24 protein-coding genes and 3 tRNA genes are annotated in these 22,938 nt (G+C 55.3%); 16 read left to right on the plus strand and 11 right to left on the minus strand.

Annotation, left to right across the window (positions count from 1 at the left end; genetic code table 11):
• Window positions 1–26: 26 nt before the first annotated feature.
• Entirely contained in the window at window positions 27–500 is a 474-nt protein-coding gene (locus BMF08_RS08505) for a threonine/serine exporter (protein WP_072570423.1), read from the minus strand.
• On the minus strand, window positions 491–1,267 hold the full coding sequence (locus tag BMF08_RS08510; RefSeq protein ID WP_072570424.1) for a threonine/serine ThrE exporter family protein: 777 nt from the start codon (window positions 1,265–1,267) through the stop codon (window positions 491–493). Before BMF08_RS08510 ends, BMF08_RS08505 begins: the two co-directional genes overlap by 10 nt.
• Before the next feature lie 463 nt (window positions 1,268–1,730).
• Here BMF08_RS08510 and BMF08_RS08515 point away from each other — a divergent pair, with 463 nt between their 5' ends.
• The gene (locus BMF08_RS08515; protein ID WP_072570425.1) at window positions 1,731–2,465 is read left to right on the plus strand and encodes a helix-turn-helix transcriptional regulator; all 735 of its coding nucleotides are present in this window, start codon (window positions 1,731–1,733) and stop codon (window positions 2,463–2,465) included.
• On the plus strand, window positions 2,465–3,091 hold the full coding sequence (bglJ, locus tag BMF08_RS08520; RefSeq protein WP_072570426.1) for a DNA-binding transcriptional activator BglJ: 627 nt from the start codon (window positions 2,465–2,467) through the stop codon (window positions 3,089–3,091). The genes BMF08_RS08515 and bglJ overlap by 1 nt, the downstream gene beginning before the upstream one ends.
• Window positions 3,092–3,143: 52 nt before the next feature.
• Here the strand turns inward: bglJ and BMF08_RS08525 are convergent, their stop codons facing one another.
• Window positions 3,144–3,602 (minus strand): YbaK/EbsC family protein, encoded by a 459-nt coding sequence (locus BMF08_RS08525; protein ID WP_072570427.1) that lies wholly within the window; start codon window positions 3,600–3,602, stop codon window positions 3,144–3,146.
• Window positions 3,603–3,937: 335 nt separating this feature from the next.
• Between BMF08_RS08525 and BMF08_RS08530 the strand changes: the two genes are divergently transcribed.
• Window positions 3,938–5,281, plus strand: coding sequence for a PTS sugar transporter subunit IIC (locus BMF08_RS08530; protein ID WP_072570428.1), 1,344 nt, complete (start codon window positions 3,938–3,940; stop codon window positions 5,279–5,281).
• 76 nt (window positions 5,282–5,357) lie between these two features.
• Here BMF08_RS08530 and fhuF read toward each other — a convergent pair whose 3' ends face one another.
• Entirely contained in the window at window positions 5,358–6,146 is a 789-nt protein-coding gene (gene fhuF / locus BMF08_RS08535; protein ID WP_072570429.1) for a siderophore-iron reductase FhuF, read from the minus strand.
• A 104-nt stretch (window positions 6,147–6,250) separates the two neighbouring features.
• Window positions 6,251–7,315 carry a GGDEF domain-containing protein gene (locus BMF08_RS08540; protein WP_072570430.1) on the minus strand — a complete coding sequence of 355 codons (1,065 nt, stop codon included), beginning with the start codon at window positions 7,313–7,315 and terminating at the stop codon, window positions 6,251–6,253.
• Window positions 7,316–7,534: 219 nt separating this feature from the next.
• Between BMF08_RS08540 and BMF08_RS08545 the strand changes: the two genes are divergently transcribed.
• Window positions 7,535–7,813, plus strand: coding sequence for a DUF1435 domain-containing protein (locus tag BMF08_RS08545; protein ID WP_083580985.1), 279 nt, complete (start codon window positions 7,535–7,537; stop codon window positions 7,811–7,813).
• 42 nt (window positions 7,814–7,855) lie between these two features.
• On the opposite strand, the gene BMF08_RS08550 is transcribed toward BMF08_RS08545, so the two are convergent.
• From BMF08_RS08550 to rsmC, 4 genes are all read right to left on the minus strand, one after another.
• A tRNA-Leu gene (locus BMF08_RS08550) sits at window positions 7,856–7,941 on the minus strand.
• 31 nt (window positions 7,942–7,972) lie between these two features.
• Window positions 7,973–8,058 (minus strand) — tRNA-Leu (locus BMF08_RS08555).
• A gap of 27 nt (window positions 8,059–8,085) precedes the next feature.
• Window positions 8,086–8,170, minus strand: a tRNA-Leu gene (locus BMF08_RS08560).
• A 122-nt stretch (window positions 8,171–8,292) separates the two neighbouring features.
• The gene (gene rsmC, locus BMF08_RS08565; RefSeq protein ID WP_072570432.1) at window positions 8,293–9,321 is read right to left on the minus strand and encodes a 16S rRNA (guanine(1207)-N(2))-methyltransferase RsmC; all 1,029 of its coding nucleotides are present in this window, start codon (window positions 9,319–9,321) and stop codon (window positions 8,293–8,295) included.
• A gap of 103 nt (window positions 9,322–9,424) precedes the next feature.
• Between rsmC and BMF08_RS08570 the strand changes: the two genes are divergently transcribed.
• From BMF08_RS08570 to BMF08_RS08605, 8 genes are all read left to right on the plus strand, one after another.
• A complete protein-coding gene (locus BMF08_RS08570) occupies window positions 9,425–9,838 on the plus strand; it encodes a DNA polymerase III subunit psi (protein WP_072570433.1) in 414 nt (137 codons plus the stop codon).
• Window positions 9,807–10,247: a ribosomal protein S18-alanine N-acetyltransferase gene (gene rimI / locus BMF08_RS08575; protein WP_072570434.1), complete on the plus strand. Its 441-nt coding sequence runs from the start codon at window positions 9,807–9,809 to the stop codon at window positions 10,245–10,247. Before BMF08_RS08570 ends, rimI begins: the two co-directional genes overlap by 32 nt.
• Before the next feature lie 19 nt (window positions 10,248–10,266).
• A complete protein-coding gene (yjjG, locus tag BMF08_RS08580; protein WP_072570435.1) occupies window positions 10,267–10,944 on the plus strand; it encodes a pyrimidine 5'-nucleotidase in 678 nt (225 codons plus the stop codon).
• Between the two features lie 92 nt (window positions 10,945–11,036).
• A complete protein-coding gene (gene prfC / locus BMF08_RS08585; protein ID WP_072570436.1) occupies window positions 11,037–12,626 on the plus strand; it encodes a peptide chain release factor 3 in 1,590 nt (529 codons plus the stop codon).
• A gap of 396 nt (window positions 12,627–13,022) precedes the next feature.
• Window positions 13,023–13,640 (plus strand): molecular chaperone OsmY, encoded by a 618-nt coding sequence (gene osmY, locus BMF08_RS08590; RefSeq protein ID WP_072570437.1) that lies wholly within the window; start codon window positions 13,023–13,025, stop codon window positions 13,638–13,640.
• A 114-nt stretch (window positions 13,641–13,754) separates the two neighbouring features.
• Window positions 13,755–13,916 carry a DUF1328 domain-containing protein gene (locus BMF08_RS08595; RefSeq protein WP_002437547.1) on the plus strand — a complete coding sequence of 54 codons (162 nt, stop codon included), beginning with the start codon at window positions 13,755–13,757 and terminating at the stop codon, window positions 13,914–13,916.
• A 116-nt stretch (window positions 13,917–14,032) separates the two neighbouring features.
• The gene (locus BMF08_RS08600; RefSeq protein WP_072570438.1) at window positions 14,033–15,127 is read left to right on the plus strand and encodes a patatin-like phospholipase family protein; all 1,095 of its coding nucleotides are present in this window, start codon (window positions 14,033–14,035) and stop codon (window positions 15,125–15,127) included.
• The gene (locus tag BMF08_RS08605; protein ID WP_072570439.1) at window positions 15,124–15,918 is read left to right on the plus strand and encodes a TatD family hydrolase; all 795 of its coding nucleotides are present in this window, start codon (window positions 15,124–15,126) and stop codon (window positions 15,916–15,918) included. The genes BMF08_RS08600 and BMF08_RS08605 overlap by 4 nt, the downstream gene beginning before the upstream one ends.
• On the opposite strand, the gene BMF08_RS08610 is transcribed toward BMF08_RS08605, so the two are convergent.
• Together BMF08_RS08610 and BMF08_RS08615 are read right to left on the minus strand one after the other, a co-directional pair.
• Window positions 15,893–16,756 (minus strand): YjjW family glycine radical enzyme activase, encoded by an 864-nt coding sequence (locus BMF08_RS08610; protein WP_072570440.1) that lies wholly within the window; start codon window positions 16,754–16,756, stop codon window positions 15,893–15,895. The genes BMF08_RS08605 and BMF08_RS08610 overlap by 26 nt on opposite strands.
• Window positions 16,728–18,278 carry a YjjI family glycine radical enzyme gene (locus BMF08_RS08615; RefSeq protein WP_072570441.1) on the minus strand — a complete coding sequence of 517 codons (1,551 nt, stop codon included), beginning with the start codon at window positions 18,276–18,278 and terminating at the stop codon, window positions 16,728–16,730. The genes BMF08_RS08610 and BMF08_RS08615 overlap by 29 nt, the downstream gene beginning before the upstream one ends.
• 248 nt (window positions 18,279–18,526) lie before the next feature.
• On the opposite strand from BMF08_RS08615, the gene deoC reads away from it, so the two are divergent.
• From deoC to deoD, 4 genes are all read left to right on the plus strand, one after another.
• On the plus strand, window positions 18,527–19,306 hold the full coding sequence (gene deoC / locus BMF08_RS08620) for a deoxyribose-phosphate aldolase (RefSeq protein WP_072570442.1): 780 nt from the start codon (window positions 18,527–18,529) through the stop codon (window positions 19,304–19,306).
• Between the two features lie 130 nt (window positions 19,307–19,436).
• A complete protein-coding gene (deoA, locus tag BMF08_RS08625; RefSeq protein ID WP_099458809.1) occupies window positions 19,437–20,759 on the plus strand; it encodes a thymidine phosphorylase in 1,323 nt (440 codons plus the stop codon).
• A gap of 85 nt (window positions 20,760–20,844) precedes the next feature.
• Complete coding sequence (gene deoB / locus BMF08_RS08630; RefSeq protein ID WP_072570444.1) at window positions 20,845–22,068, plus strand: phosphopentomutase; 1,224 nt, start codon at window positions 20,845–20,847, stop codon at window positions 22,066–22,068.
• A 113-nt stretch (window positions 22,069–22,181) separates the two neighbouring features.
• On the plus strand, window positions 22,182–22,901 hold the full coding sequence (deoD, locus tag BMF08_RS08635) for a purine-nucleoside phosphorylase (protein WP_072570445.1): 720 nt from the start codon (window positions 22,182–22,184) through the stop codon (window positions 22,899–22,901).
• The last annotated feature ends 37 nt before the right edge of the window (window positions 22,902–22,938 follow it).

The following is a 22,938-nucleotide window of genomic DNA, read 5'->3' on the forward strand; positions in this document are numbered from 1 at the left end:
ACCACGGCAGCGGCAGAAAACAAATTTCAAACGCGCGGGCGCTTGCGGTAGATCCACAGCCCGGGCACCGACAGGCCAATCGACAGGGCGGCTACGATGGAAGTGGCCTTGAGGAAATTGGTCAGCAGCAGGATCATCAGATCCTCGCTGTAGCCCAGATGGCCAATTTTTACCGCTGAGATCATCGCGGTATAGGCCGAAATGCCCGGAAACATCGGGATCACCGCCGCCACGGTAAAGACTTTCGGGTGCGCCAGATACCAGCGCGACCAGCGGATGCCAATGGCCCCAACCAACATCGACGCCATAAAGGTGGACCATTCGATATTGAAGCCCGCGGTGACCATGGTCATGCGCGACCCGTGACCAATCGCCCCCAGTAGCGCGCACCAGGGCAGGGCGCGGTGCGGAACGTTGAACACCATGGCAAAACCGACGGCGGGAATGGCCGACAGCGCCATGTCCTGCATCAGCGCCAGCAGAAAATCGATTATGCCCATCCGCGCAGCCCCCAAACTGTCATTGCCATCACCACGCCCACGCAGGTGGCGAGGGTCAGCAGGCTGGCGATCGCCCAGCGCGCCAGTCCGGTATTAATATGCCCTTTGAACATATCCGCCACGGCGTTGATCAGCGGAAAGCCCGGCACCAGCAACAACACGCTGGCGGCCATTGATACCGTTGAGGTAAGCGCGAAAGTGGGCAGCATCAGCAATAAACCTGCGACCGTGGTCGCCACAAAAGCGGTAATGCAGAAATTGATCTGCGGATGCATATGCCGCTGCGCCAGCGTCAGGCGGACGTACATGGCGATGCTGCTGGCGAAGAACGTCACCACCGCGCCGTCCCATCCGCCTTTATTAAGTCTGCAAAAGCAGGCGCAGGAGAGGCCGACCATCAGCACCATCAGCCAGCGCGGATAACGCAGCGGCTTGACGTGATTGAAGCGCTTTTCAACGTCCCGATAATCGAGCAGTTTATGCTCGGCCATGATGACAATATGCTGTACCTCGGTCACCACATGCATGTTGATCCCGCGATCGCTGTTCTTGCGCGTCGAGGTGAGACATTCACCGTCTTTAATTGTCGTCAGCACGATAGCATTGGCTGAAATCGAACTTTCTACGCTGTCCATCCCCAGCGCCAGCCCAAGCCGCGTGGATAATTCTTCTACCAGCGCGCTTTCGGCACCGTGCTGTAATAGAAAAAGACCGCACTGAATACATAATCGCGTGATGGTCCGCTGTGACGCCTGCTCTGCTTGCATGTCGTGCCCTGGTAGTCAACGCCAAAACGCCTGAAGGCCAGGCGGAAAATCTATTTTTAGCACGAAGCGTCCATGGCCCGGTCAGGGGGCAGATCAATATTTATTCATTATCTTTGAGAATTCTTATCTTTTACCGGATGCAGTGCGGACGGGGCCTGACGGCTACTCCTGACCGTTTTTATATTCACTAAATGAATAATTTAATTTTTACTTAATTTTTTTTGTATTTTTTAACCATCACCCTGGTTATTTATTTTTCACAATTTATGCGATATTAGCGCGGTGAGAGCAGGATGTAATAATCTCATGGTTAATCTCTCCAGAAGGAACAGACGTGCCAGGTGGCACGCTACGGTTAGTATCCAGGGAAAAGTGTCAGAAAAGTTAAGGATGAAATCAGCGCTTATTAAAAGCGTATGTTTTCTCCTGAGTTTCTGTACTTAAAAAAGGAGACGGATAAATTATGGTTACAGGAAGTTGTAAGTTCGGAATCGTTATTAGTAAAGCACCTATCATACAAAATGGCCTTGGCAATATTATTGCCCACCATTTTCCCGAATATGAACTCTCGTATTGCCGCGCATTAGAAGAGCTTACGTTACTGCAATTGCGGCGCGCAGATTTAGTGGTTGCCGATTTGTCAGGGGACATTCGTCATCCAAAAAATCTCTGCGAACAGTACTACAAGTTATTGACTCAGTATCTTGATATTCACTGGATTTTTATTGTCCCGCGTCCGTTATACCCGCTGGCGGTAGAAATGCTGCTGCGCCCGGAAAGTACCTTACTGTCTCAGGTTGATCCCATTGAGGTCGTGGTGAACGCCATTCGCGCAGGCAGCATCAGCGCCGAACGGATCAGCCAAAGCCTGCTGTCCCCGGAGCCAGGTGAATTTGACGAAGAAGAGGAAAAATCAGCACTGCTGACGCTGTCTGAACGCCGGGTATTACGGCTTATCGGAAAAGGTTGGGGCATTAATCAGGTCGCCATGTTGCTCAAGAAGAGTAATAAGACCGTGAGTGCGCAAAAGAATAGCGCCATGCGCCGCCTTTCACTGCGCAGCAATGCTGAAATGTACGCATGGATTAACAGTGCACAGGGAATGAGAGAGCTGAATCTGGCTTCAGCCTACGGAGAGCAAACGGAATGGAAAAGAAATGTGCAAAGCGGCATGTTGCTGTCATCGAAAGTTGTGTAATGAGTGAGATCGGGCTGTCACATCTTTTCAGCACCTCAGCCTTGAGTATGTATAAGCTCCATTTTTTTAAAGATTACCCATCGTTTGAAGCGGCCGCGCTGAAGATGCCTTTTTTTTCTGTCATATTTTCACTTTCCGGACTGCGGGCAGAGCGTATTGACTGCCTGAAGAGTCTGCTAAAACTTGCAAAGGGGTATCCGTCCGCTCAGCGAATTGTGCTGGCGCAGGACGATACCGAAGTGCGTCTGATGAGTTTGCTTTCCCCTTCCAGTCTGCATGGCATCATCAGCAAAACGCTGGCGATTGGGCTGTTACAGGAGCAGCTTTCGATACTGCTCAACAATACGCATCGGCTTAATCAAAACGTGATAAACGACTGGTACGTCAGCAAAAATAATGGGCTGAGTCCGACGGAGCGCGCGATCCTGCACTACATGACCTATGGGTATTCGATGCCGGAGATCGCGCACTATTTGTCGCGTAATATTAAAACCGTGCGCGCGCACAAGTTTAACGCCATGACCAAGCTGGGCGTGCATTCGGATGCGGGACTGCTGGACGCGGCGGATATTCTGATGCACATCTCGATTGACCGAAAACCGCCTGCGGTCCATATGGTTGCGTGAATTTTGCTATCAATCTGCACAGCTGCGCCAGACGAGACTCTGGCGCAGTCTTTTATTCACAGACATCCACCCAGGTGGCAGACGTAAGTTGCGCCATGCGCGACGGTGAAATACGCACGGCGCTGTGGGTAGCGCCTGCGGCAGGCAGCACTTCCTGATACTGCTTAAGGGATACATCGCAGTAGACAGCCAGCGGGTTCTCCAGCCCGAAAGGGCAGACGCCGCCAACCGGATGCCCGGTGGTGAGCACCACTTCATCGCTGCTCAGCATGCGCGCTTTCGCGCCAAAGGTGGATTTCAGCTTTTTGTTATCCAGCCTGGCGTCGCCTTTCGCCACGATCAGGATCACTTCATCTTTTACTTTCAACGACAGCGTTTTGGCAATTTGTCCGGGTTCAACATTGTGCGCCGCTGCGGCCAGTGCCACTGTTGCAGTACTCTGACTTAGTTCAATAATTTCAATATCGGGGGCCTGGCTTGCAAAAAACTCCCGCACAGAATGCAGACTCATTGTTATCTCCTGGGAACGACTGGCAGTAATCTGGCATAAGCCTTCGTGTGCTGTAAATATTAATTAATCACAAACGGATCTGCCGGATTTCTCGATCCTCTTCACAATCACGGAAACCGGTTACAGTAACCGGTTGCAGTGTCCGTGGCGGAGATTAATACTCGTTTTACCCTTCCTCTGTCTCAGATAAAAAGAGCCGTCTATGAAACGTATCCTACTGAGCTTTAATGCTGGTCCTGAGCCCGGCATGGTTGTAAACCCGCATAATGGATTGCCGCACAGCTCGCTGTTTACCGCTGCTGCGTTTAACTTGTTCGCCTGACAGGAGAGCTGCTATGTCTGATAACCATGCTGCGTTTAATCTGATTTTCCGCTTCGTTGAAAATTACGTCAGCCCGATTGCCGGGCGAATTTCTTCCCAGCGTCATGTGATGGCGATCCGTGATGGCTTTATTTCCGCCATGCCCTTTATGATCGTCGGCTCGTTTTTACTGGTCTTTGCCTATCCGCCGTTTTCACCGGATACCACATTAGGCTTTGCCCGCGCCTGGCTGGATATGGCCAAACAGTTCGAAGGGCAGATCCTGACGCCCTTTGATATGACCATGGGCATCATGTCGATCTACATCTGTGCGGCAATCGCCTATAACCTCGGCAAGCACTACGTGAAATCGCATCAGCTTGATCCCTTCATGTGCGCCATGCTGTCGCTGATGGCATTCCTGCTGGTAGCCGCCCCGAAAACCAAAGGCGCGATGCCGGTAGACAGTCTGGGAGGCACCGGCATCTTTACGGCGATCCTCGTCGCCATCTATTGCGTGGAGATGATGCGTTTTCTGAAGGCGCATAACATTGGTATCCGCCTGCCGGATCAGGTGCCGCCGATGATCAAAAACTCATTCGACCTGCTGATCCCGGTGCTGGTGGTGGTGGTAACGCTGTACCCGCTGAGCCTGTTTATCCAGTCGCAATTCGATATGTTGATCCCGCAGGCCATCATGTCGCTGTTTAAACCCCTGGTCTCGGCGGCGGATTCACTGCCGGCTATTCTGCTGGCGGTGCTGATTGGGCATCTGCTGTGGTTTGCCGGGATCCATGGCGCGGCTATCGTCTCCGGAATGCTGCAAATGTTCTGGCTGACTAACCTTGGCATGAACCAGAGCGCGCTGGCGCAGGGCGCGCCCTTGCCGCATATCTTTATGGAAGCTTTCTGGACCTTCTTTATTGTGATCGGCGGCTCCGGGGCCACCATGGGGCTGGTGCTGTGCTATTTGCGCAGCCGTTCAGTGCACCTGCGTTCGATAGGTAAACTGAGCGTGGTGCCGAGCTTCTTTAACATTAACGAGCCGGTGATCTTCGGCACGCCTATCGTCATGAACCCGGTATTCTTCATTCCGTTCCTGCTTGCGCCTATGGTGAATGCGGTGATCGCCTGGGCCGCCATGAAAATGGATCTGATTGGCCGGGTGATTTCCGTGGTGCCCTGGACTGCGCCTGCGCCAATCGGTGCGGCATGGGGGCTGGGCTGGGATTTCCGTGCGGCGATCCTCGTGGTAGTGCTGGCCGTGGTGTCCGCCATCATCTATTACCCGTTCTTTAAAGTGTATGAGAAGCAGTTGCTGGCGCAGGAAGCCGAAGAGGCATTGCGTGCAGAGGAAGAGCGTCAACAGGTGGCGTAAAAGAGGATGGTTTTTGCAGGCCGGGTAAGCGAAGCGCCACCCGGCAAGGAAATCTGAAGGGGCGAAAGCCCCTTTTTTATTTCAGCGTGCAATCACCGCACTGCTGCACGTCCGGCAGACGGTAGCGCTGGCAGCAGGTGCGGCGCACCAGTAACCCATCACGCAGCACCACGGTGCGCCATAACGGATTATCCTGACCATCAGAAAGCTGTTTCTCAAAGAAGCAGAACTGACGCAGCGCCGCGACGCGCTCCTCGCCGAGCAGGGGTTTCATCTCGTTGAGATACCAGTTGATCAGATAACCGGTGTTGCTCCAGATAAGCTTGCCGTTGATGTCGCCGGTCGACTCCAGCGCCTGCACCACCGGCATCATCGCCCGGACAATCAGCCGCTCAATACGTTGCTGGTCGGAAAGACGGGTGGTGACGTGATCCGCATGCACATCCATCCAGAAGCAGGCGGCACGTCCGGTTTCATGGAACTCAACGTGAAAATGTTCCGGAGAAACATCCGGCGCGGTTTTCTGGGTTAACAGCGCCAGCAGCAGCGGCGGCACCATCAGGCCCAGATACCACTGCGCCCATAACGACAGCAGCGGCTTATTTTCCCGCAGTTGCGTTGGCTGATTACGGTAGATGTGATCGGCATAGATAGCCTGCAACGACTGAAGCGTTGACGACTGTGACCATTCGGCCAGCGTCATGGCCTGGTGAGGATAAGCCTCATCAAGTTTTATCACATCCAGGAAGTGCGCACGGTGCGTGGCAAACGCATCACGCAGGGCATCGGCCAGCGATACCGTTTCAGGACGAAGCGGGATACGCCAGACAGCATCTTCAGTGATCGGAGCGAAGCGATAGGCCATAGTGCGCAACTGAAATGGAATCTAAATGATAATGATTGCCAATCCTAACTATAGATAAAACCGATCGCAAGATCTTTGTCCGGAAAGTGGAGGGCGATCGCGCTTCAGGCGACTTTTAGCTCACCGCTGAACAGGATATTGTTGCGGCCCAGGTGCTTGGCTTCATAAAGCGCCTTATCCGCCTGATCCAGCGCCGCTTCAATATTGGTGTCCGTTAACGGCGCGATGCCGATGCTGACCGTCACGTTGGTCGCCACGCTTTCATTAAACATGTGCGGAATTTTCAGATCGTAAACCTGCTGGCGAATGCGCTCGGCGGCCATGCGCGCCCGCTCCAGATCAACATTACTTAACAGGATCATAAATTCTTCGCCGCCGAAACGGGCGACAATATCCCGCGAGCGCACGGCATCGCGGATAGCCGCCGACACACGGATCAGCGCCTGGTCACCCATCATATGACCATAGTGATCGTTGTAGGCTTTGAAATGGTCGATATCAAGCAGCAGTACATAGCGAACGCCGCTATCCAGCGCCAGCAGGTTATCTATTTTGTTTTGCAGACCGCGACGGTTGTACAGGCCGGTAAGCGGATCGAGCATGCTTAAATCATTCAGCGTCTCTCTTTCTTCCAGCAACCGACACATCAAATCAAGGGCAAACTTATCATTGCGCGACTGGATCACGTTCTGAATAGCAATACCTGCCATCGGCAGGGCGAAGGAAAATATCATCCGCACCATGTTCTCACCCTCGCTAAACCACAGGCAGCATAAAAATACCGGCAACGAGTGCAACGTGAATGCGATGATATTATTGGAAAAAGCTATGGAGCCGATAAATAACACGCTAATTAACGCAATCAGCAGATAAGGCGAGCCGGGATCGGCAAGCAGCGAAAATTTAATGGCGACATGCCACGCCCATAATGCGCCAAATAAAACTGAGATCGGCGACACATTTAATTTCTTTGCCGGAAAGCGCCAGTGCCACGCCAGCAGCGTCACGCTGATAGTAAACAGCAGACACAGCGGGACCGTCAGCGACCGCGCGTTATAGAGCGGAAGCAGAAAGGAAAAAAGCGCCGAAGCTGCATTGAGAAACAAGAACAAACGCAGGGATAAACGGTATTTCTTGTTACAAAGGGAATGCCATGAGTGTGCTGTCATCTTTAAACTTAAAGTCGTTATTAATCTGCAATTTAAAATGTAATGGTTGCCAAAACGAAAAATAACGCGGGGAATAGTTAATCGCGAAAATATTATAAAATTGTTATCTGCTTTTTCTGGGTGAGCAATTTATCACCTTAGTGAATGTATGTCATCAGGCGATGCGTAAAGTTCATGCAATCCTCATTATACCCGCTGACAAATGAGAAAACTTATCATATGATATTGGTTATCATTATCAGTGTGAGAGGCGAAAGCATGTTGCAGCGGGCGCTGGGAAGTGGATGGGGTCTTTTATTGCCGGGTATTATTGTGTCCGGACTGGCGTATGCCGATCTTTCTCTTAATGCATGGCGGGTATTGATCGTGCTGGGGCTGGTACTGACGCCAGTGATGCTTTATCACAAGCAGTTACGGCACTTCGTGCTGTTGCCGTCAGGCATAGCGCTGGTCAGCGGGATGATGATGCTGCTGATGAATCTCAAGCGGATGATGTAAGCAGGAAGGACAGCGGGAAGAAACAGAAGAAAAAAAGATAATTGGTGCGAGGGGGGGGACTCGAACCCCCACATCCTGAGGACACTAACACCTGAAGCTAGCGCGTCTACCAATTCCGCCACCTTCGCACTGTTATCTTATTTTTTGATATTGCCTCGTTGGTGCGAGGGGGGGGACTCGAACCCCCACATCCTGAGGACACTAACACCTGAAGCTAGCGCGTCTACCAATTCCGCCACCTTCGCCCAGTGCGAGCAATATCATGTGATTTATGGTGCGAGGGGGGGACTCGAACCCCCACATCCTAAGGACACTAACACCTGAAGCTAGCGCGTCTACCAATTCCGCCACCTTCGCATACCATCGATACTCTTGAAGTATCGTAACCACGGAGGCGCATTCTAGATGTTTTAGGATTTTCGTCAACAGTTAATTGCGTGCCGTTTCTTCATTTGCTGCAAAAAACGGCACTTTGGCAATTAGCGTTTTGCCTGGCGGGTCATCACCGTGCGGTAAACTTTAAAACGACCGGTTTGCGCGATCACTTCGTGGAAGCCAAAGGTTTCGTCCAGCGCCTGCGGATAAGGCAGGAAGGCGTTGGCGACAATACGCAGCTCGCCGCCGCTGTTCAGATGACGCACCGCGCCGCGGATCAGGGTCTGCGCGGCTTCAAGGCTGGTCTGCAAACCATCATGGAACGGCGGGTTAGAGATGATCATGTCATAACGCCCGGTCACTTCCGAGAAGACGTTACTGGCGAACACCTCGCCTTCAATAGCGTTTGCCGCCAGTGTCGCGCGGCTGGCTTCCACCGCAGCAGCGCTTACATCACACAGACTCAGACGCACTTTTGGCGAATGGCTGGCCAGCGCCACGGATAACACGCCTGCGCCACAGCCCACGTCCAGCACTTTACCTTTGGTGTGCGGCGTCAGGGTGGAGAGCAACAGTTTACTGCCGACATCCAGACCGTCGCGGCTGAACACGCCCGGTAAGGTCTTGATGGTCAACGCGTCCAGCGGGTATTCATCCCAGAAGCTTTCGGCATCGAAAGCGGGCTGTTTTTCCAGGCGACCATGATACAGGCCACAGCGACGGGCGCTGTCGACTTTGGTCAGCGGGCAGTATGCTTCCAGCATTTGCTCGGCGCTACGCACGCCGCTGCGGTTTTCGCCAATCACGAAAATATCGGTGCCCACCGGCAGCAGCGACAAAATGTTCATCAGCTGGAACTGGGCTTCCGGCTTGTTTTTCGGCCAGTAGTAGATCAGGGTATCGCTGTCCGCCACGTCAGAGGCGTCGGCGACGAGGCTGAAACGCACGCGATCTTCCATCTGACGGCTCAGCACCTGCCAGTGATGGAACTGCTGGGTGTGCGCACGGCTTGCCGCCGTCTCCAGGCGAGCAGGCAGGTCATCCTGCATATCTCCGGCAAACAGAATACGGCTCTCTTCGAAATCATCACTGTGGCGCAGCAAGACTTCACTTGCCGGGGTAAACGCAGACATTAAACACTCCTCATTAAACTCAGGCGGCGATTATAGTAGTTTGTTGGCGCAGATACGACGAATTTGCTATATTTGCGCGCCTGACAGACAGGAGTGATCCGCTATGACATCCCGACGCGACTGGCAACTACAGCAGCTGGGCATTACCCAGTGGGCTTTGCGCAGGCCCGCGGCGTTGCAGGGCGAAATTGCGATTTCGCTGCCGGCGCACATTCGTCTGGTGATGGTGTCCTCTGCGCTGCCGGCGTTAACCGAACCGCTTATCAGCGACGTGCTGCGGGCGCTTACCCTCTCGCCCGACCAGGTTTTACAAATTACGCCGGAACGGATCGCGATGTTGCCACCGGGCAGCCGCTGTAACTGCTGGCTGCTGGGCGCTGACGAAACCGTGGCGCTTGAAGGCGTGAAGGTAACGTCCCCGCTCTTCGATGAATTACGGGTTAACCCTGCGGCTCGCGCCGCCCTATGGCAACAAATCTGCGAACATGAACACGATTTCTTCCCTCACCACGACTGATTTGGCAGCGGCTTTTCAGATCGAAACCCGCGCGCACGCCTTTCCGTGGAGTGAAAAAACCTTCGCCAGCAATCAGGGCGATCGCTATCTCAATTTCCGGCTGATGGCGGGCGACACTATGGTCGCATTTGCCATTACGCAGGTGGTGCTCGACGAAGCCACGCTGTTTAACATTGCGGTCGATCCCGCTTTTCAGCGCCAGGGGCTGGGCAAAATGCTGCTTCAGCATCTGATTGCCGAGCTGGAAAAACGCGATGTGCTGACGCTGTGGCTGGAAGTGCGCGCTTCAAACGCCGCCGCCATCGCGCTGTATGAAAGCCTGGGCTTCAACGAAGCCACCGTCCGGCGTAACTACTACCCGACGGCAACAGGCCGCGAAGACGCAATCATTATGGCGTTGCCGATTTAACAAGACGTAAGGTGATGTAATGAACTGGGACTGGATTTTCTTTGACGCCGACGAAACGCTGTTTACCTTTGATTCGTTCGGCGGCTTACAGCGGATGTTTCTTGACTATAGCGTGACCTTTACCGCTGACGATTTCCAGGACTATCAGGCCGTTAATAAACCGCTATGGGTGGAATACCAGAACGGCGCGATTTCTGCCTTACAGCTTCAGCACCAGCGTTTTGAAGGATGGGCGGCGAAGCTTAATGTTCCGGCGGGGGATCTGAATGACGCCTTTCTTAACGCGATGGCGGAGATCTGCACCCCGCTGCCGGGTGCGCTATCCCTGCTGAAATCGCTGAAAGGTAAAGCGAAGCTGGGCATTATCACCAATGGCTTTACCGCTTTGCAGGAAATCCGCCTTGAGCGTACCGGACTGCGGGACTATTTCGATCTGCTGGTGATTTCTGAGCAGATCGGCGTGGCGAAGCCGCATCCGAAGATTTTTGATTATGCGCTGGCGCAGGCGGGTAACCCGGCGTGTGAGCGGGTATTAATGGTGGGGGATACCGCCGAGTCGGACATTCTGGGCGGCATGAACGCCGGATTGTCCACCTGCTGGCTTAACGCCCATCAGCGCGCATTACCGGACGGTGTGACTCCCACCTGGACCGTGACCTCCCTTGGCGAACTGGAGCAGCTGCTGTGTAAACATTGATTGTCTGTCCTCTATTGATGGGTAAAATAGCCGCAATTTGAATTTCATGCTGCGTGGCTTTGCGCCGCGCATTGACTAAGAAGAATATCATTATGACGTTGTCTCCTTATTTACAAGAGGTGGCGAAGCGCCGCACGTTTGCCATTATTTCTCACCCGGACGCCGGTAAAACCACCATCACCGAAAAGGTGCTGCTGTTCGGACAGGCGATCCAGACCGCCGGTACGGTAAAAGGCCGTGGCTCGAATCAGCACGCGAAATCTGACTGGATGGAAATGGAAAAGCAGCGTGGGATCTCGATCACCACCTCCGTGATGCAGTTCCCGTATCACGACTGCCTGGTGAACCTGCTGGATACCCCCGGCCACGAAGACTTCTCCGAAGATACCTACCGCACGCTGACGGCGGTGGACTGCTGCCTGATGGTAATCGATGCGGCAAAAGGCGTTGAAGATCGTACCCGTAAGCTGATGGAAGTGACCCGTCTGCGCGATACGCCGATCCTCACCTTTATGAACAAACTTGACCGTGACATCCGCGATCCGATGGAGCTGCTGGATGAAGTGGAAAACGAGCTGAAGATTGGCTGCGCGCCCATCACCTGGCCGATTGGCTGCGGCAAGCTGTTTAAAGGCGTCTACCACCTTTATAAAGATGAAACCTATCTGTATCAGACCGGTAAAGGCCACACCATTCAGGACGTGCGCATTGTTAAAGGGCTGAACAACCCGGAGCTGGACAGCGCCGTGGGCGAAGACCTGGCGCAACAGCTGCGTGACGAGCTGGAGCTGGTGCAGGGCGCATCCAACGAATTCGATCAGGATCTGTTCCTCGCCGGTGAAATCACCCCGGTGTTCTTCGGTACCGCGCTGGGTAACTTCGGCGTAGACCATATGCTCGACGGTCTGGTGGACTGGGCGCCTGCGCCGATGTGGCGTAAAACCGATACCCGCACCGTGGAAGCGAAGGAAGAGAAGTTCTCCGGCTTCGTGTTTAAAATTCAGGCCAACATGGATCCGAAGCACCGCGACCGCGTCGCCTTTATGCGCGTGGTGTCCGGTAAATATGAAAAAGGCATGAAGCTGCGCCAGGTGCGTACCGGTAAAGATGTGGTGATCTCCGATGCGCTGACCTTTATGGCGGGCGACCGTTCGCACGTTGAAGAAGCCTTCCCCGGCGACATCATCGGTCTGCATAACCATGGCACCATCCAGATTGGCGATACCTTCACCCAGGGCGAAATGATGAAGTTCACCGGTATCCCGAACTTTGCCCCTGAACTGTTCCGCCGTATTCGCCTGCGCGATCCGCTGAAGCAGAAACAGCTGCTGAAAGGGCTGGTGCAGCTCTCTGAAGAAGGGGCGGTGCAGGTGTTCCGTCCGATCTCCAACAACGATCTGATCGTGGGCGCGGTGGGTGTGCTGCAGTTTGACGTGGTGGTTGCCCGTCTGAAGAGTGAGTACAACGTGGAGGCGATCTACGAATCCGTAAACGTCGCCACGGCGCGCTGGGTTGAAAGCACTGACGTTAAGAAGTTTGAAGAATTCAAACGGAAGAACGAAATCCAGCTGGCGCTGGACGGCGGCGACAACCTGACGTATATCGCCCCGACCATGGTTAACCTCAACCTGACGCAGGAACGTTATCCTGACGTTCAGTTCCGTAAAACACGCGAACACTAATCCCGGCCCCTCAGAGCGCGGCAGCCGCCGCGCTCAATGACTTTCCCTGTCTTATTAGCCTCTTGCGGAATGTTCTTAATTACCCCGCTTTTTCAGTTTGTTGCTTATTTTTTAGTCTTTCGCGCAAGCGCTTTTAATTTTGTTAGCTATATTTAACAAAGTGGTTACCGAAGGGGTGGCTGAAAGCACTGTTCAATGCGTGAATACTGACCTTTCATCCTGGCTTAACGGATAACCATAATATTAATAACTGGAGCAGGCCAGTGCGCCACGGGACATCATGATTATGTGACCGATGCCATTGAAATCTGCATTTGGTGAGCTTCACCACAGCAACGAAGCAGCCAGTAGGGCCGCTTGACGCCCCGGTGCGGGCAAACTGAAAGGAATAAATCGATGACTATGACAAGACTGAAGATTTCTAAAACTCTGCTGGCAGTGATGCTGGGTTCCGTGCTGGCAAGCGGTTCTGCACTGGCAGAAACCAGCGCCACCGATAAAGCGCAATCCACCGCAAGCGACGCAGGGCAAAAAATCGATAGCTCTATGAATAAAGTCGGTAACTTCATGGATGACAGCGCCATTACCGCCAAGGTAAAAGCGGCACTGGTGGATCATGAGAGCATCAAGAGTACAGATATTTCGGTGGAAACGGATAAAGCGGTCGTAACGCTGAGCGGTTTCGTCGAAAGTCAGGCCCAGGCTGAAGAAGCGGTTAAGGTTGCCAAACAGGTTGAGGGCGTAGCTTCTGTAAGCGACAAACTCCACGTTCGTGATGGCAAATCCGAATCCGTTAAAGGGTACGCAGGCGATACTGCGACCACCAGCGAAGTGAAAGCCAAACTGTTGGCTGATGACATCGTCCCATCACGTAAAGTGAAAGTTGAAACCACGGATGGCGTGGTACAGCTGAGCGGTACGGTGGATTCCCAGGCACAAATTGATCGTGCGGAAAGTATCGCCAAAGCGGTCGATGGTGTGAAAAGTGTGAAGAACGACCTTAAAGCGAAGTAATGCATTGCCCGGTTAATGCCGGGTCTTGCAGGCAGGATACCGAAAAAAATCGCAGTGAGTAGCCTGAGCGCTCACGAGCAGCGGTCGACATTAATTATGGTAAAGGAGAGTCATATGTTTCGTTGGGGCATTATATTTCTGGTTATCGCGTTAATCGCCGCCGCCCTGGGCTTCGGTGGTTTAGCAGGTACCGCAGCGGGTGCAGCAAAAATCGTATTTGTTGTTGGTATCATTCTGTTCCTGGTCAGCCTGTTCATGGGCCGCAGACGTCCATAGCAGTTTGACATACCCCGATACATCGCAAAGCCAGTCCTCGTGACTGGCTTTCGTTGTTTCAGAGGCGTTAAAATTGCGCTACTTTGTAAGACACAATAATTTAACAGGGTGACAGGGTGGGACAGCGAATTCCGGTAACGCTCGGCAATATTGCACCGTTAGCGTTACGTCCATTTCGCCCGGGTCGACTCGCGCTGGTGTGTGAAGGCGGCGGTCAACGGGGCATTTTCACAGCAGGCGTGCTGGACGAATTCATGCGCGCAAATTTCAACCCCTTTGACCTGTACTTCGGCACCTCCGCCGGGGCGCAAAACCTCTCGGCGTATCTGTGTAACCAGCCTGGCTATGCGCGAAAAGTCATTATGCGCTACACCACCTCGCGGGAATTTTTTAACCCGGTGCGCTTCGTGCGCGGCGGGAATCTTATCGATCTCGACTGGCTGATTGAATCCACCGCCAGCCAGATGCCGCTCGCCATGGACACCGCCGCCCGGCTGTTCGACAGCGGAAAATCCTTTTACATGTGCGCCTGTCGCGGCGATGACTTCACGCCCGGCTACTTTTCGCCCACCAGCCAGACCTGGCTGGATCTGATCCGCGCGTCGAGCGCCATTCCCGGCTTTTACCGTCCCGGCGTGATGCTGGAAGGCATTAACTATCTGGATGGCGGCATCAGCGATGCGATCCCGGTGCAGGAAGCGGCGAATCGGGGGGCGCAGACGATTGTGGTGATCCGCACCGTGCCATCGCAGATGTATTACACCCCGCAATGGTTTAAGCGTATGGAGCGCTGGCTGGGCGACAGCAGCCTGCAACCGCTGATGGCGCTGGTGCAGCATCATGAAACCAGCTATCGCGCCATTCAGCAGTTCATCGAAAAGCCGCCGGGAAAACTGCGCATCTTTGAGATCTACCCGCCACGACTGCTGAAAAGCATGGCGCTGGGCAGCCGTCTGCCTGCGCTGCGGGACGACTACAAACTGGGTCGTCTTTGTGGACGCTACTTCCTGGCAACGGTCGGCAAACTGCTGGCGGAAACGCCGCCGCTGTTGCGCCATGCCCCGCGCATTGTGACGCCGCCAGCCGTCACCGTACCGCCTACCGTCGTGGTGCCGCCCGCCGCGGTCGCCAACGATGCCATTACCACACCGCTGGTGGATGCGCCTCAGGCTAACGATGACACCAGCTTTAACAGTGAGGGGACGGCGTGACATTGCGTTTTATCGACACCCACTGCCACTTTGATTTTCCGCCCTTCACCGGCGATGAAAGCGCCAGCATTGCCCGTGCCGCCGGAGCAGGCGTGGAGGCCATTATCGTGCCCTCAACGGAAGCGGCGAATTTTGACCGCGTGCTGAGGCTGGCCCGCGAGCACGAGGCGCTTTATGCCGCGCTCGGCCTGCATCCCATTGTTATTGAGCAGCATACCGATCGCTGCCTGCAACAGCTGGAGGCGCACCTTGCCGCCCCTGATCCACGGCTGATCGCCATCGGCGAAATCGGCCTTGATTTGTATCGTGACAACCCGCAGTTTGATCGTCAGGAACAGATCCTGGACGCCCAGCTGGCGCTGGCGAAACGCTATGCTTTTCCGGTGATCCTGCACTCCAGGCGCACCCACGATAAGCTGGCGATGCACCTGAAGCGCCACGCGCTGCCGCGTACCGGCGTGGTACACGGTTTTGCCGGTAGCCTGCAACAGGCGCAACGGTTTATTGAGCTGGGCTATTACATCGGCGTCGGCGGCACCATCACTTATCCACGCGCCAGTAAAACCCGCGACGTGATGGCGCGTCTGCCGTTATCGGCGCTGCTGCTGGAAACCGACGCGCCGGATATGCCGCTGAACGGTTTTCAGGGCCAGCCCAACCGCCCGGAGCGGGTGGCGCAGGTGTTTGAGTCTTTGTGCGAACTGCGCCCGGAAGCACCGGAAGCGATCGCCGAAACGATATTTGCCAACACCCGCCGTCTGTTTTTTACAGATAAAGCGCAGGCAGAATAATCTTCTCCACGCCCCTTTCCCGCAGCGCCGCCGCCAGCGGTTCCACATCCACCGGGGTGGCGCTGTGCCATTGTGCCGCCTCGCCATAAACGCCGTGGGCATGAAAGGCGTTCAGGCGCACGCTGACGTCGCCGAGGCTGACAATAAAATTGCTCAGTTCTGTAATGTGTTGCAGGTAATCGCTGTGGCCCGGGATCGCCAGCAGCCGTAGCTCGGCCAGTTTGCCGCGCGCCGCCAGCCAGCGGATGCTCTCTTTCACCCGCGCGTTGTCCCGCCCGGTCAACTGGCGGTGAATGTCGTTGTCCCAGGCTTTCAGATCGATCATCGCCCCGTCAAATAACGGCAGCAGTTTTTGCCAGCCGGTTTCACTCAGCAGACCGTTGCTGTCCACCAGACAGCTCAGCGTTGACAGCGCGGGATCGGCTTTTATGGCCGCAAAGAGTTGCAGTAAAAAGGGCAGTTGCGTGGTGGCCTCGCCGCCGCTGACGGTAATACCGCCGATAAATGCGCGCACTTTTTTGATCTGCGCGATAACCTCCGCCACGCTCATGCGCTGCGCCATCGGCGTCGCCCGTTGCGGGCAGCGCCGTAAGCAGGTGTCGCACTGCTGACAGACGGCTTCATACCATGTCACCTGCCCGTTAATTATCGACAGCGCCTGATGTGGGCAGTGCGGCACGCAGTCGCCGCAGTGGTTGCAGCGCCCCATGGTCCAGGGGTTATGGCAGTTTTTACAGCGCATGGAGCAGCCCTGTAAAAACAGCGCCAGCCGGCTGCCCGGCCCGTCGACGCAGGAGAAAGGGATCAGCTTACTGACTAAAGCGCATCTGCTGTTCATGGCTGACCACGCGGGGTTGACGTTCCAGCATGCGCGTATTGCGCGCGGCTTCTTCACCCAGCCAGGTGGTATTGGTGCGCGATCCTTCCGCGCGGAATTTTTCCAGATCCGACAGTCGCACCATATAGCCGGTAACGCGCACCAGGTCGTTGCCGCTGACGTTGGCAGTGAACTCCCGCATCCCGAGGCTGAAAGCCCCGAGACAGAGTTGCATCACCGCCTGCGGGTTGCGTTTGATGGTTTCGTCGAGGGTTAAAATGTCGCTGATGCCCGCCGCGTACCAGGCATGATGCGGCGCGACGGTCTGCAAATGGGTGATGGGATCCGGCTCTTCGCCGTACGGCAGGCGCGCCCCCGGCGTGGTGAGGGTATCGCTGCTGATGCCGGACTGCGCATGCAGCATGGCGCGCTGCTGCCAGCCGTGCTTCACCGGCGTGCGGGCGACAAAATCCGCCAGATGTTCGCTGATGCGGTAAGCCAGTTGATTCGCCGCCTCGTCCTGCCCGTAGCGGCCCGCGCTACCGCTTTTCTCACTCAGGGTGTTCACCGCTTCCGCAAGGCCGTAGATGCCGAACATCGGCACAAAACGTTGTGGATCGATCAGCCCCTCTTTTACCAGGAAGCTATGCTCAAAGAAACGGGACTGCTGATAAAGGAAGTCGCAGCGCGCATCAATAATGGCGATCTGCTGTGCGCAGTAGTGCGCCAGCGTGCGATTAAAAAAGTCGTCCACTGACGCGCTGCGTTCGGCAACGGCCTTCAGGTTTAGCCTGACCAGCGTGCTGCCGCCCCCCGCCAGCGGCAGCGAGTTGTAACAGCTGACAACGCCGTAGCCGCCTTTTGTGAAAATTCTATCATTTACCGGGCCGTTGGAAATATGCGGTTTACTGCACTCACAGATGTTTTCCGCCACCTTCAGCAGCAGTGACTCGGGGGTAATTTCAGGATCATAAATAAAGGTCAGATTCGGCGAAACCTGCTTTAACTCTGCGTCAGCGCGTAAAATGGCGCGGGTGACCGGCGTATCCTGCGGGCCGATATTGGCATGCATAAAGGCATCCGGCAGGGTGCGATCCAGATAGCGCCAGAAACGTTTTATGCGACTATCGATTTCGTCTTGTGTTAGAATTCTAACATAAGGTTGCAGCAGGGCATCAAGGTGGCCGAGGAACACCGGCATCGAAGTGACCGACGGCACATGGTGATAAAGAATGGTGAGCATCGACAGCGCATCGTCGAAATCTTTTGCCGGTTCCAGCTTCAGCCATTCCGAACCCTGCGCCAGAAATTTCGCGTAATCGGGCAGCACATAGCGCGGTTTGTAAGGCGCGTTGCCCTCGAACATATCGCATATCACGCCGTCATCCAGCGCCGCACGCGCGGCCTGGGGTAAGGCGGGATAAGGCAGAGCGTTTTCCGCCTCCAGCGCCAGAAAATGTCGCTTTTGTGCGGATGAGAGTACAGGGCTTGTCACAATTTGCTGGCAACGTTGCAGCATCGTTTGGGGCGCAGACGCGGGCATGGGCTTTCCTCGGGTTCCTTGAGTGAGGCGGGCAGTGTAAGAAATGCCGGATGCACGTCTTTTGATCCTGATGGGTGCGCAGCGGAAAAACCCTGGCCCTGGTGCTGAAAAAGTTGATCTGAATCTCATATCAGTTATGCAAATGTGAATGTCGTTTTCATTAACTGTGATGAATGTCGAAGTGTCGTGGCGGGTGAATGTTAGAATACTCACACACCCGCCGGAATAAATGTTAACCGGAGAATGTTATGACTGATTTAACCGCAAGCAGCCTGCGCGCGTTGAAACTGATGGATCTGACCACCCTGAACGACGATGACACCGATGCGAAAGTGATCGCCCTGTGTCACCAGGCGAAAACCCCGGTTGGCAACACCGCCGCGGTTTGCATCTATCCGCGCTTTATCCCGATTGCGCGTAAGACGCTGAACGAGCAGGGCACGCCTGACGTGCGCATCGCCACCGTGACCAACTTCCCGCACGGTAACGATGACATTGAGATCGCGCTGGCCGAAACCCGCGCCGCCATCGCCTATGGTGCGGATGAAGTGGACGTGGTTTTCCCGTACCGCGCGCTGATCGCCGGTAACGAGCAGGTCGGTTTTGACCTGGTGAAAGCCTGTAAAGACGCCTGTGCCGCAGCGAACGTGCTGCTGAAAGTGATCATCGAAACCGGTGAGCTGAAAGAAGAAGCCCTGATCCGTAAAGCGTCTGAAATCGCCATCAAAGCGGGCGCTGACTTTATCAAAACCTCCACCGGTAAAGTGCCGGTCAATGCCACGCCGGAAAGCGCGCGCATTATGATGGAAGTGATCCGTGATATGGGCGTGGAAAAAACCGTTGGCTTCAAACCGGCGGGCGGCGTGCGTACGGCTGAAGATGCCGCGCAGTTTCTGGCTATCGCCGACGAGCTGTTTGGCGCTGACTGGGCTGATTCCCGTCACTACCGTTTCGGCGCGTCCAGCCTGCTGGCAAGCCTGCTGAAAGCGCTGGGCCACGGCGACGGTAAAAGCGCAAGCGCGTATTAAGTAGTTATTTGCCAGACCACAGGCCGGGTAAGGCATCACCGCCACCCGGCATGTCATCGTAACGCCGGGTGGCGCGTTGCTTACCCGGCCTACAGACTGGCCTTCGACTCTTTTTCCTCAGGGGGTTCCCTTGTTTCTCGCTCAAGAAATTATCCGCAAAAAACGTGACGGCATCGCATTAAGCGATGAAGAGATCCGCTTTTTTATTAACGGCATTCGTGACAATACCGTTTCCGAAGGCCAGATTGCGGCGCTGGCAATGACCATTTTCTTCCATGACATGGCGATTGAAGAGCGCGTCTCGCTCACCATGGCGATGCGTGATTCCGGCAGCGTGCTGGAGTGGAAAAGCCTCAACCTTAACGGCCCGATTGTAGATAAACACTCCACCGGCGGCGTGGGCGATGTCACCTCGCTGATGCTGGGGCCGATGGTCGCCGCCTGCGGCGGATACATTCCGATGATTTCCGGGCGCGGCCTGGGGCATACCGGCGGCACCCTCGACAAGCTGGAAGCCATTCCGGGCTTCGATATTTTCCCGAACGATCAACGCTTCCGCGAGATCATCAAAGACGTGGGCGTGGCAATCATCGGCCAGACCAGCTCGCTGGCACCGGCGGATAAACGTTTTTATGCCACCCGTGACATTACCGCCACGGTGGACTCCATCCCGCTGATCACCGCCTCGATCCTCGCCAAAAAACTGGCGGAAGGTCTGGATGCGCTGGTGATGGACGTGAAGGTCGGCAGCGGCGCCTTTATGCCAACCTACGAACTCTCTGCGGAACTGGCGCAGGCGATTGTTGGCGTGGCGAACGGTGCGGGCGTTCGCACCACTGCGCTGCTGACGGACATGAATCAGGTGCTGGCCTCCAGCGCCGGTAATGCCGTGGAAGTGCGCGAAGCCGTGCAGTTCCTCACCGGCGAATACCGCAACCCGCGCCTGCTGGAAGTGACCACCGCGCTGTGCGTGGAAATGCTCATTTCCGGCAAGCTGGCGAAAGATGACGCCAGCGCCCGTGCCATGCTGCAAAACGTGCTCGACAACGGCAAAGCGGCGGAAATCTTTGGTCGTATGGTTGCAGCCCAGAAAGGCCCGACCGATTTTGTTGAAAACTACGACAAGTACCTGCCGACGGCAACGCTGACCAAAGCGGTTTATGCTGATAACGAAGGCTTCGTGTCAGACATGGACACCCGCGCCCTCGGCATGGCGGTGGTATCGATGGGCGGCGGTCGCCGTCAGGCCTCTGACGCCATTGATTACAGCGTCGGCTTTACCGATATGGCCCGACTGGGCGACAGCGTGGACGGTCAGCGTCCGCTGGCGGTCATTCATGCCAGAGACGAAAACAGCTGGCAGGAAGCGGCCCGCGCGGTGAAAGCCGCTATCCGCATCGATGACCGCGCACCGGCGGAAACCCCGGTGGTATATCGCAGAATTACTGAATAACCGCCCGGCGAGCTTCCCGTTACAGGAAGAGTTCGGGTATACTGATCTGATCGCTTTTTTACAGCGCGCAAGGTACGGAGAAACTATGAAACGTGCATTTATAATGGTGCTGGACTCATTCGGCATCGGTGCGACTGAAGATGCGGAGCGCTTTGGCGACGTAGGTTCAGACACACTTGGCCACATCGCAGAAGCCTGCGCAAAAGGTGAAGCTGACCAGGGTCGTCAGGGTCCGCTTAATCTGCCTAACCTGACCCGTCTGGGTCTGGCGAAAGCCCACGAAGGTTCCACCGGCAAGATTGCGGCGGGTCTGGACGGCAACGCGGAAGTGATCGGCGCGTATGCCTGGGCGCATGAACTCTCCTCCGGGAAAGACACGCCGTCGGGACACTGGGAAATCGCCGGTGTGCCTGTGCTGTTCGACTGGGGCTATTTCAGCAACGAGACCAACAGCTTCCCGCAGGAGCTGCTCGACAAGCTGGTGGAACGCGCAAACCTGCCGGGTTACCTCGGTAACTGCCACTCCTCCGGTACGGTGATCCTCGACCAGCTCGGCGAAGAGCATATGAAAACCGGGAAACCGATTTTCTATACCTCTGCCGACTCAGTGTTCCAGATCGCCTGTCACGAAGAGACCTTTGGCCTGGATAAGCTGTATGAGCTGTGCGAAATCGCCCGTGAAGAGCTGACCGAAGGCGGCTACAACATTGGCCGCGTGATCGCACGTCCGTTTATCGGCGACAAGCCGGGCAACTTCCAGCGTACCGGTAACCGTCACGACCTGGCGGTAGAGCCACCGGCGCCAACCATCCTGAAAAAGCTGGTTGAAGAGAAGAACGGCCAGGTGGTTTCCGTGGGTAAAATCGCGGATATTTATGCCAACGTCGGCATCACCAAAAAAGTGAAAGCGACCGGTCTGGATGCGCTGTTTGACGCCACCGTTAAAGAGATGAAAGAGGCAGGGGACAACACTATCGTGTTTACCAACTTTGTCGATTTTGACTCTTCCTGGGGCCATCGCCGCGACGTGGCAGGCTATGCCGGTGGTCTTGAGCTGTTCGACCGCCGTATGCCGGAACTGCTGGAGCTGGTGGGCGAAGATGACATTATTATCTTCACCGCTGACCACGGCTGCGATCCGACCTGGAAAGGCACCGATCACACCCGCGAACACATTCCGGTACTGATCTACGGCCCGAAAGTGAAACCGGGCTCGCTCGGTCACCGTGAGACCTTCGCGGACATCGGTCAGACGCTGGCGAAATACTTTGGCACGTCCGATATGGAATATGGCAAAGCCATGTTCTGATACCCGTTGCCGGATGGCGCTACGCTTATCCGGCCTACGAGGAAGCGTTTGTAGTTATGTAGGCCGGGTAAGGCGCAGCCGCCACCCGGCAAAATTTTAAAAAGGAATGAAAGATGGCTACCCCACACATTAATGCAGAAATGGGTGATTTCGCTGACGTTGTGCTGATGCCGGGCGATCCGCTGCGTGCCAAGCACATCGCGGAAACCTTCCTGGAAGACGCGCGTGAAGTGAATAACGTGCGCGGCATGCTGGGCTACACCGGTACTTATAAAGGCCGCAAAATTTCCGTAATGGGTCACGGCATGGGTATCCCGTCCTGCTCCATTTACACCAAAGAGCTGATCACCGATTTCGGCGTGAAGAAAATCATCCGCGTCGGCTCCTGCGGTGCGGTACGTGCCGACGTAAAACTGCGTGACGTGGTAATTGGTATGGGTGCCTGCACCGATTCCAAAGTGAACCGTCTGCGTTTTAAAGATCACGACTTCGCGGCCATCGCGGACTTCGACATGGTGCGTAACGCGGTTGACGCGGCTAAAGCGCTGGGTGTTGATGCGCGCGTTGGTAACATCTTCTCCGCCGATCTGTTCTACACCCCGGATCCGTCCATGTTCGACGTGATGGAAAAATACGGCATTCTGGGCGTGGAAATGGAAGCCGCGGGTATCTACGGCGTGGCGGCGGAATTCGGTGCGAAAGCGCTGACCATCTGCACCGTGTCCGACCATATCCGTACGCACGAGCAGACCACTGCCGCTGAGCGTCAGACCACCTTCAACGACATGATCAAAATCGCGCTGGAATCCGTTCTGCTGGGCGATAAAGAGTAAGATCTGTTGTGCCGGGTGGCGGCTTCGCCTGACCCGG

The sequence above is a fragment of the Enterobacter sp. SA187 genome (assembly GCF_001888805.2).
Classification (GTDB): domain Bacteria; phylum Pseudomonadota; class Gammaproteobacteria; order Enterobacterales; family Enterobacteriaceae; genus Enterobacter_D.

Coding starts and splice junctions, on each gene's coding strand:
- BMF08_RS08505 (WP_072570423.1), bottom strand. CDS start 500: ATGGGCATAATCGATTTTCTGCTGGCGCTGATGCAGGACATGGCGCTG.
- BMF08_RS08510 (WP_072570424.1), bottom strand. CDS start 1,267: ATGCAAGCAGAGCAGGCGTCACAGCGGACCATCACGCGATTATGTATT.
- BMF08_RS08515 (WP_072570425.1), top strand. CDS start 1,731: ATGGTTACAGGAAGTTGTAAGTTCGGAATCGTTATTAGTAAAGCACCT.
- bglJ (WP_072570426.1), top strand. CDS start 2,465: ATGAGTGAGATCGGGCTGTCACATCTTTTCAGCACCTCAGCCTTGAGT.
- BMF08_RS08525 (WP_072570427.1), bottom strand. CDS start 3,602: ATGAGTCTGCATTCTGTGCGGGAGTTTTTTGCAAGCCAGGCCCCCGAT.
- BMF08_RS08530 (WP_072570428.1), top strand. CDS start 3,938: ATGTCTGATAACCATGCTGCGTTTAATCTGATTTTCCGCTTCGTTGAA.
- fhuF (WP_072570429.1), bottom strand. CDS start 6,146: ATGGCCTATCGCTTCGCTCCGATCACTGAAGATGCTGTCTGGCGTATC.
- BMF08_RS08540 (WP_072570430.1), bottom strand. CDS start 7,315: ATGACAGCACACTCATGGCATTCCCTTTGTAACAAGAAATACCGTTTA.
- BMF08_RS08545 (WP_083580985.1), top strand. CDS start 7,535: ATGATATTGGTTATCATTATCAGTGTGAGAGGCGAAAGCATGTTGCAG.
- rsmC (WP_072570432.1), bottom strand. CDS start 9,321: ATGTCTGCGTTTACCCCGGCAAGTGAAGTCTTGCTGCGCCACAGTGAT.
- BMF08_RS08570 (WP_072570433.1), top strand. CDS start 9,425: ATGACATCCCGACGCGACTGGCAACTACAGCAGCTGGGCATTACCCAG.
- rimI (WP_072570434.1), top strand. CDS start 9,807: ATGAACACGATTTCTTCCCTCACCACGACTGATTTGGCAGCGGCTTTT.
- yjjG (WP_072570435.1), top strand. CDS start 10,267: ATGAACTGGGACTGGATTTTCTTTGACGCCGACGAAACGCTGTTTACC.
- prfC (WP_072570436.1), top strand. CDS start 11,037: ATGACGTTGTCTCCTTATTTACAAGAGGTGGCGAAGCGCCGCACGTTT.
- osmY (WP_072570437.1), top strand. CDS start 13,023: ATGACTATGACAAGACTGAAGATTTCTAAAACTCTGCTGGCAGTGATG.
- BMF08_RS08595 (WP_002437547.1), top strand. CDS start 13,755: ATGTTTCGTTGGGGCATTATATTTCTGGTTATCGCGTTAATCGCCGCC.
- BMF08_RS08610 (WP_072570440.1), bottom strand. CDS start 16,756: ATGAACAGCAGATGCGCTTTAGTCAGTAAGCTGATCCCTTTCTCCTGC.
- BMF08_RS08615 (WP_072570441.1), bottom strand. CDS start 18,278: ATGCCCGCGTCTGCGCCCCAAACGATGCTGCAACGTTGCCAGCAAATT.
- deoC (WP_072570442.1), top strand. CDS start 18,527: ATGACTGATTTAACCGCAAGCAGCCTGCGCGCGTTGAAACTGATGGAT.
- deoB (WP_072570444.1), top strand. CDS start 20,845: ATGAAACGTGCATTTATAATGGTGCTGGACTCATTCGGCATCGGTGCG.
- deoD (WP_072570445.1), top strand. CDS start 22,182: ATGGCTACCCCACACATTAATGCAGAAATGGGTGATTTCGCTGACGTT.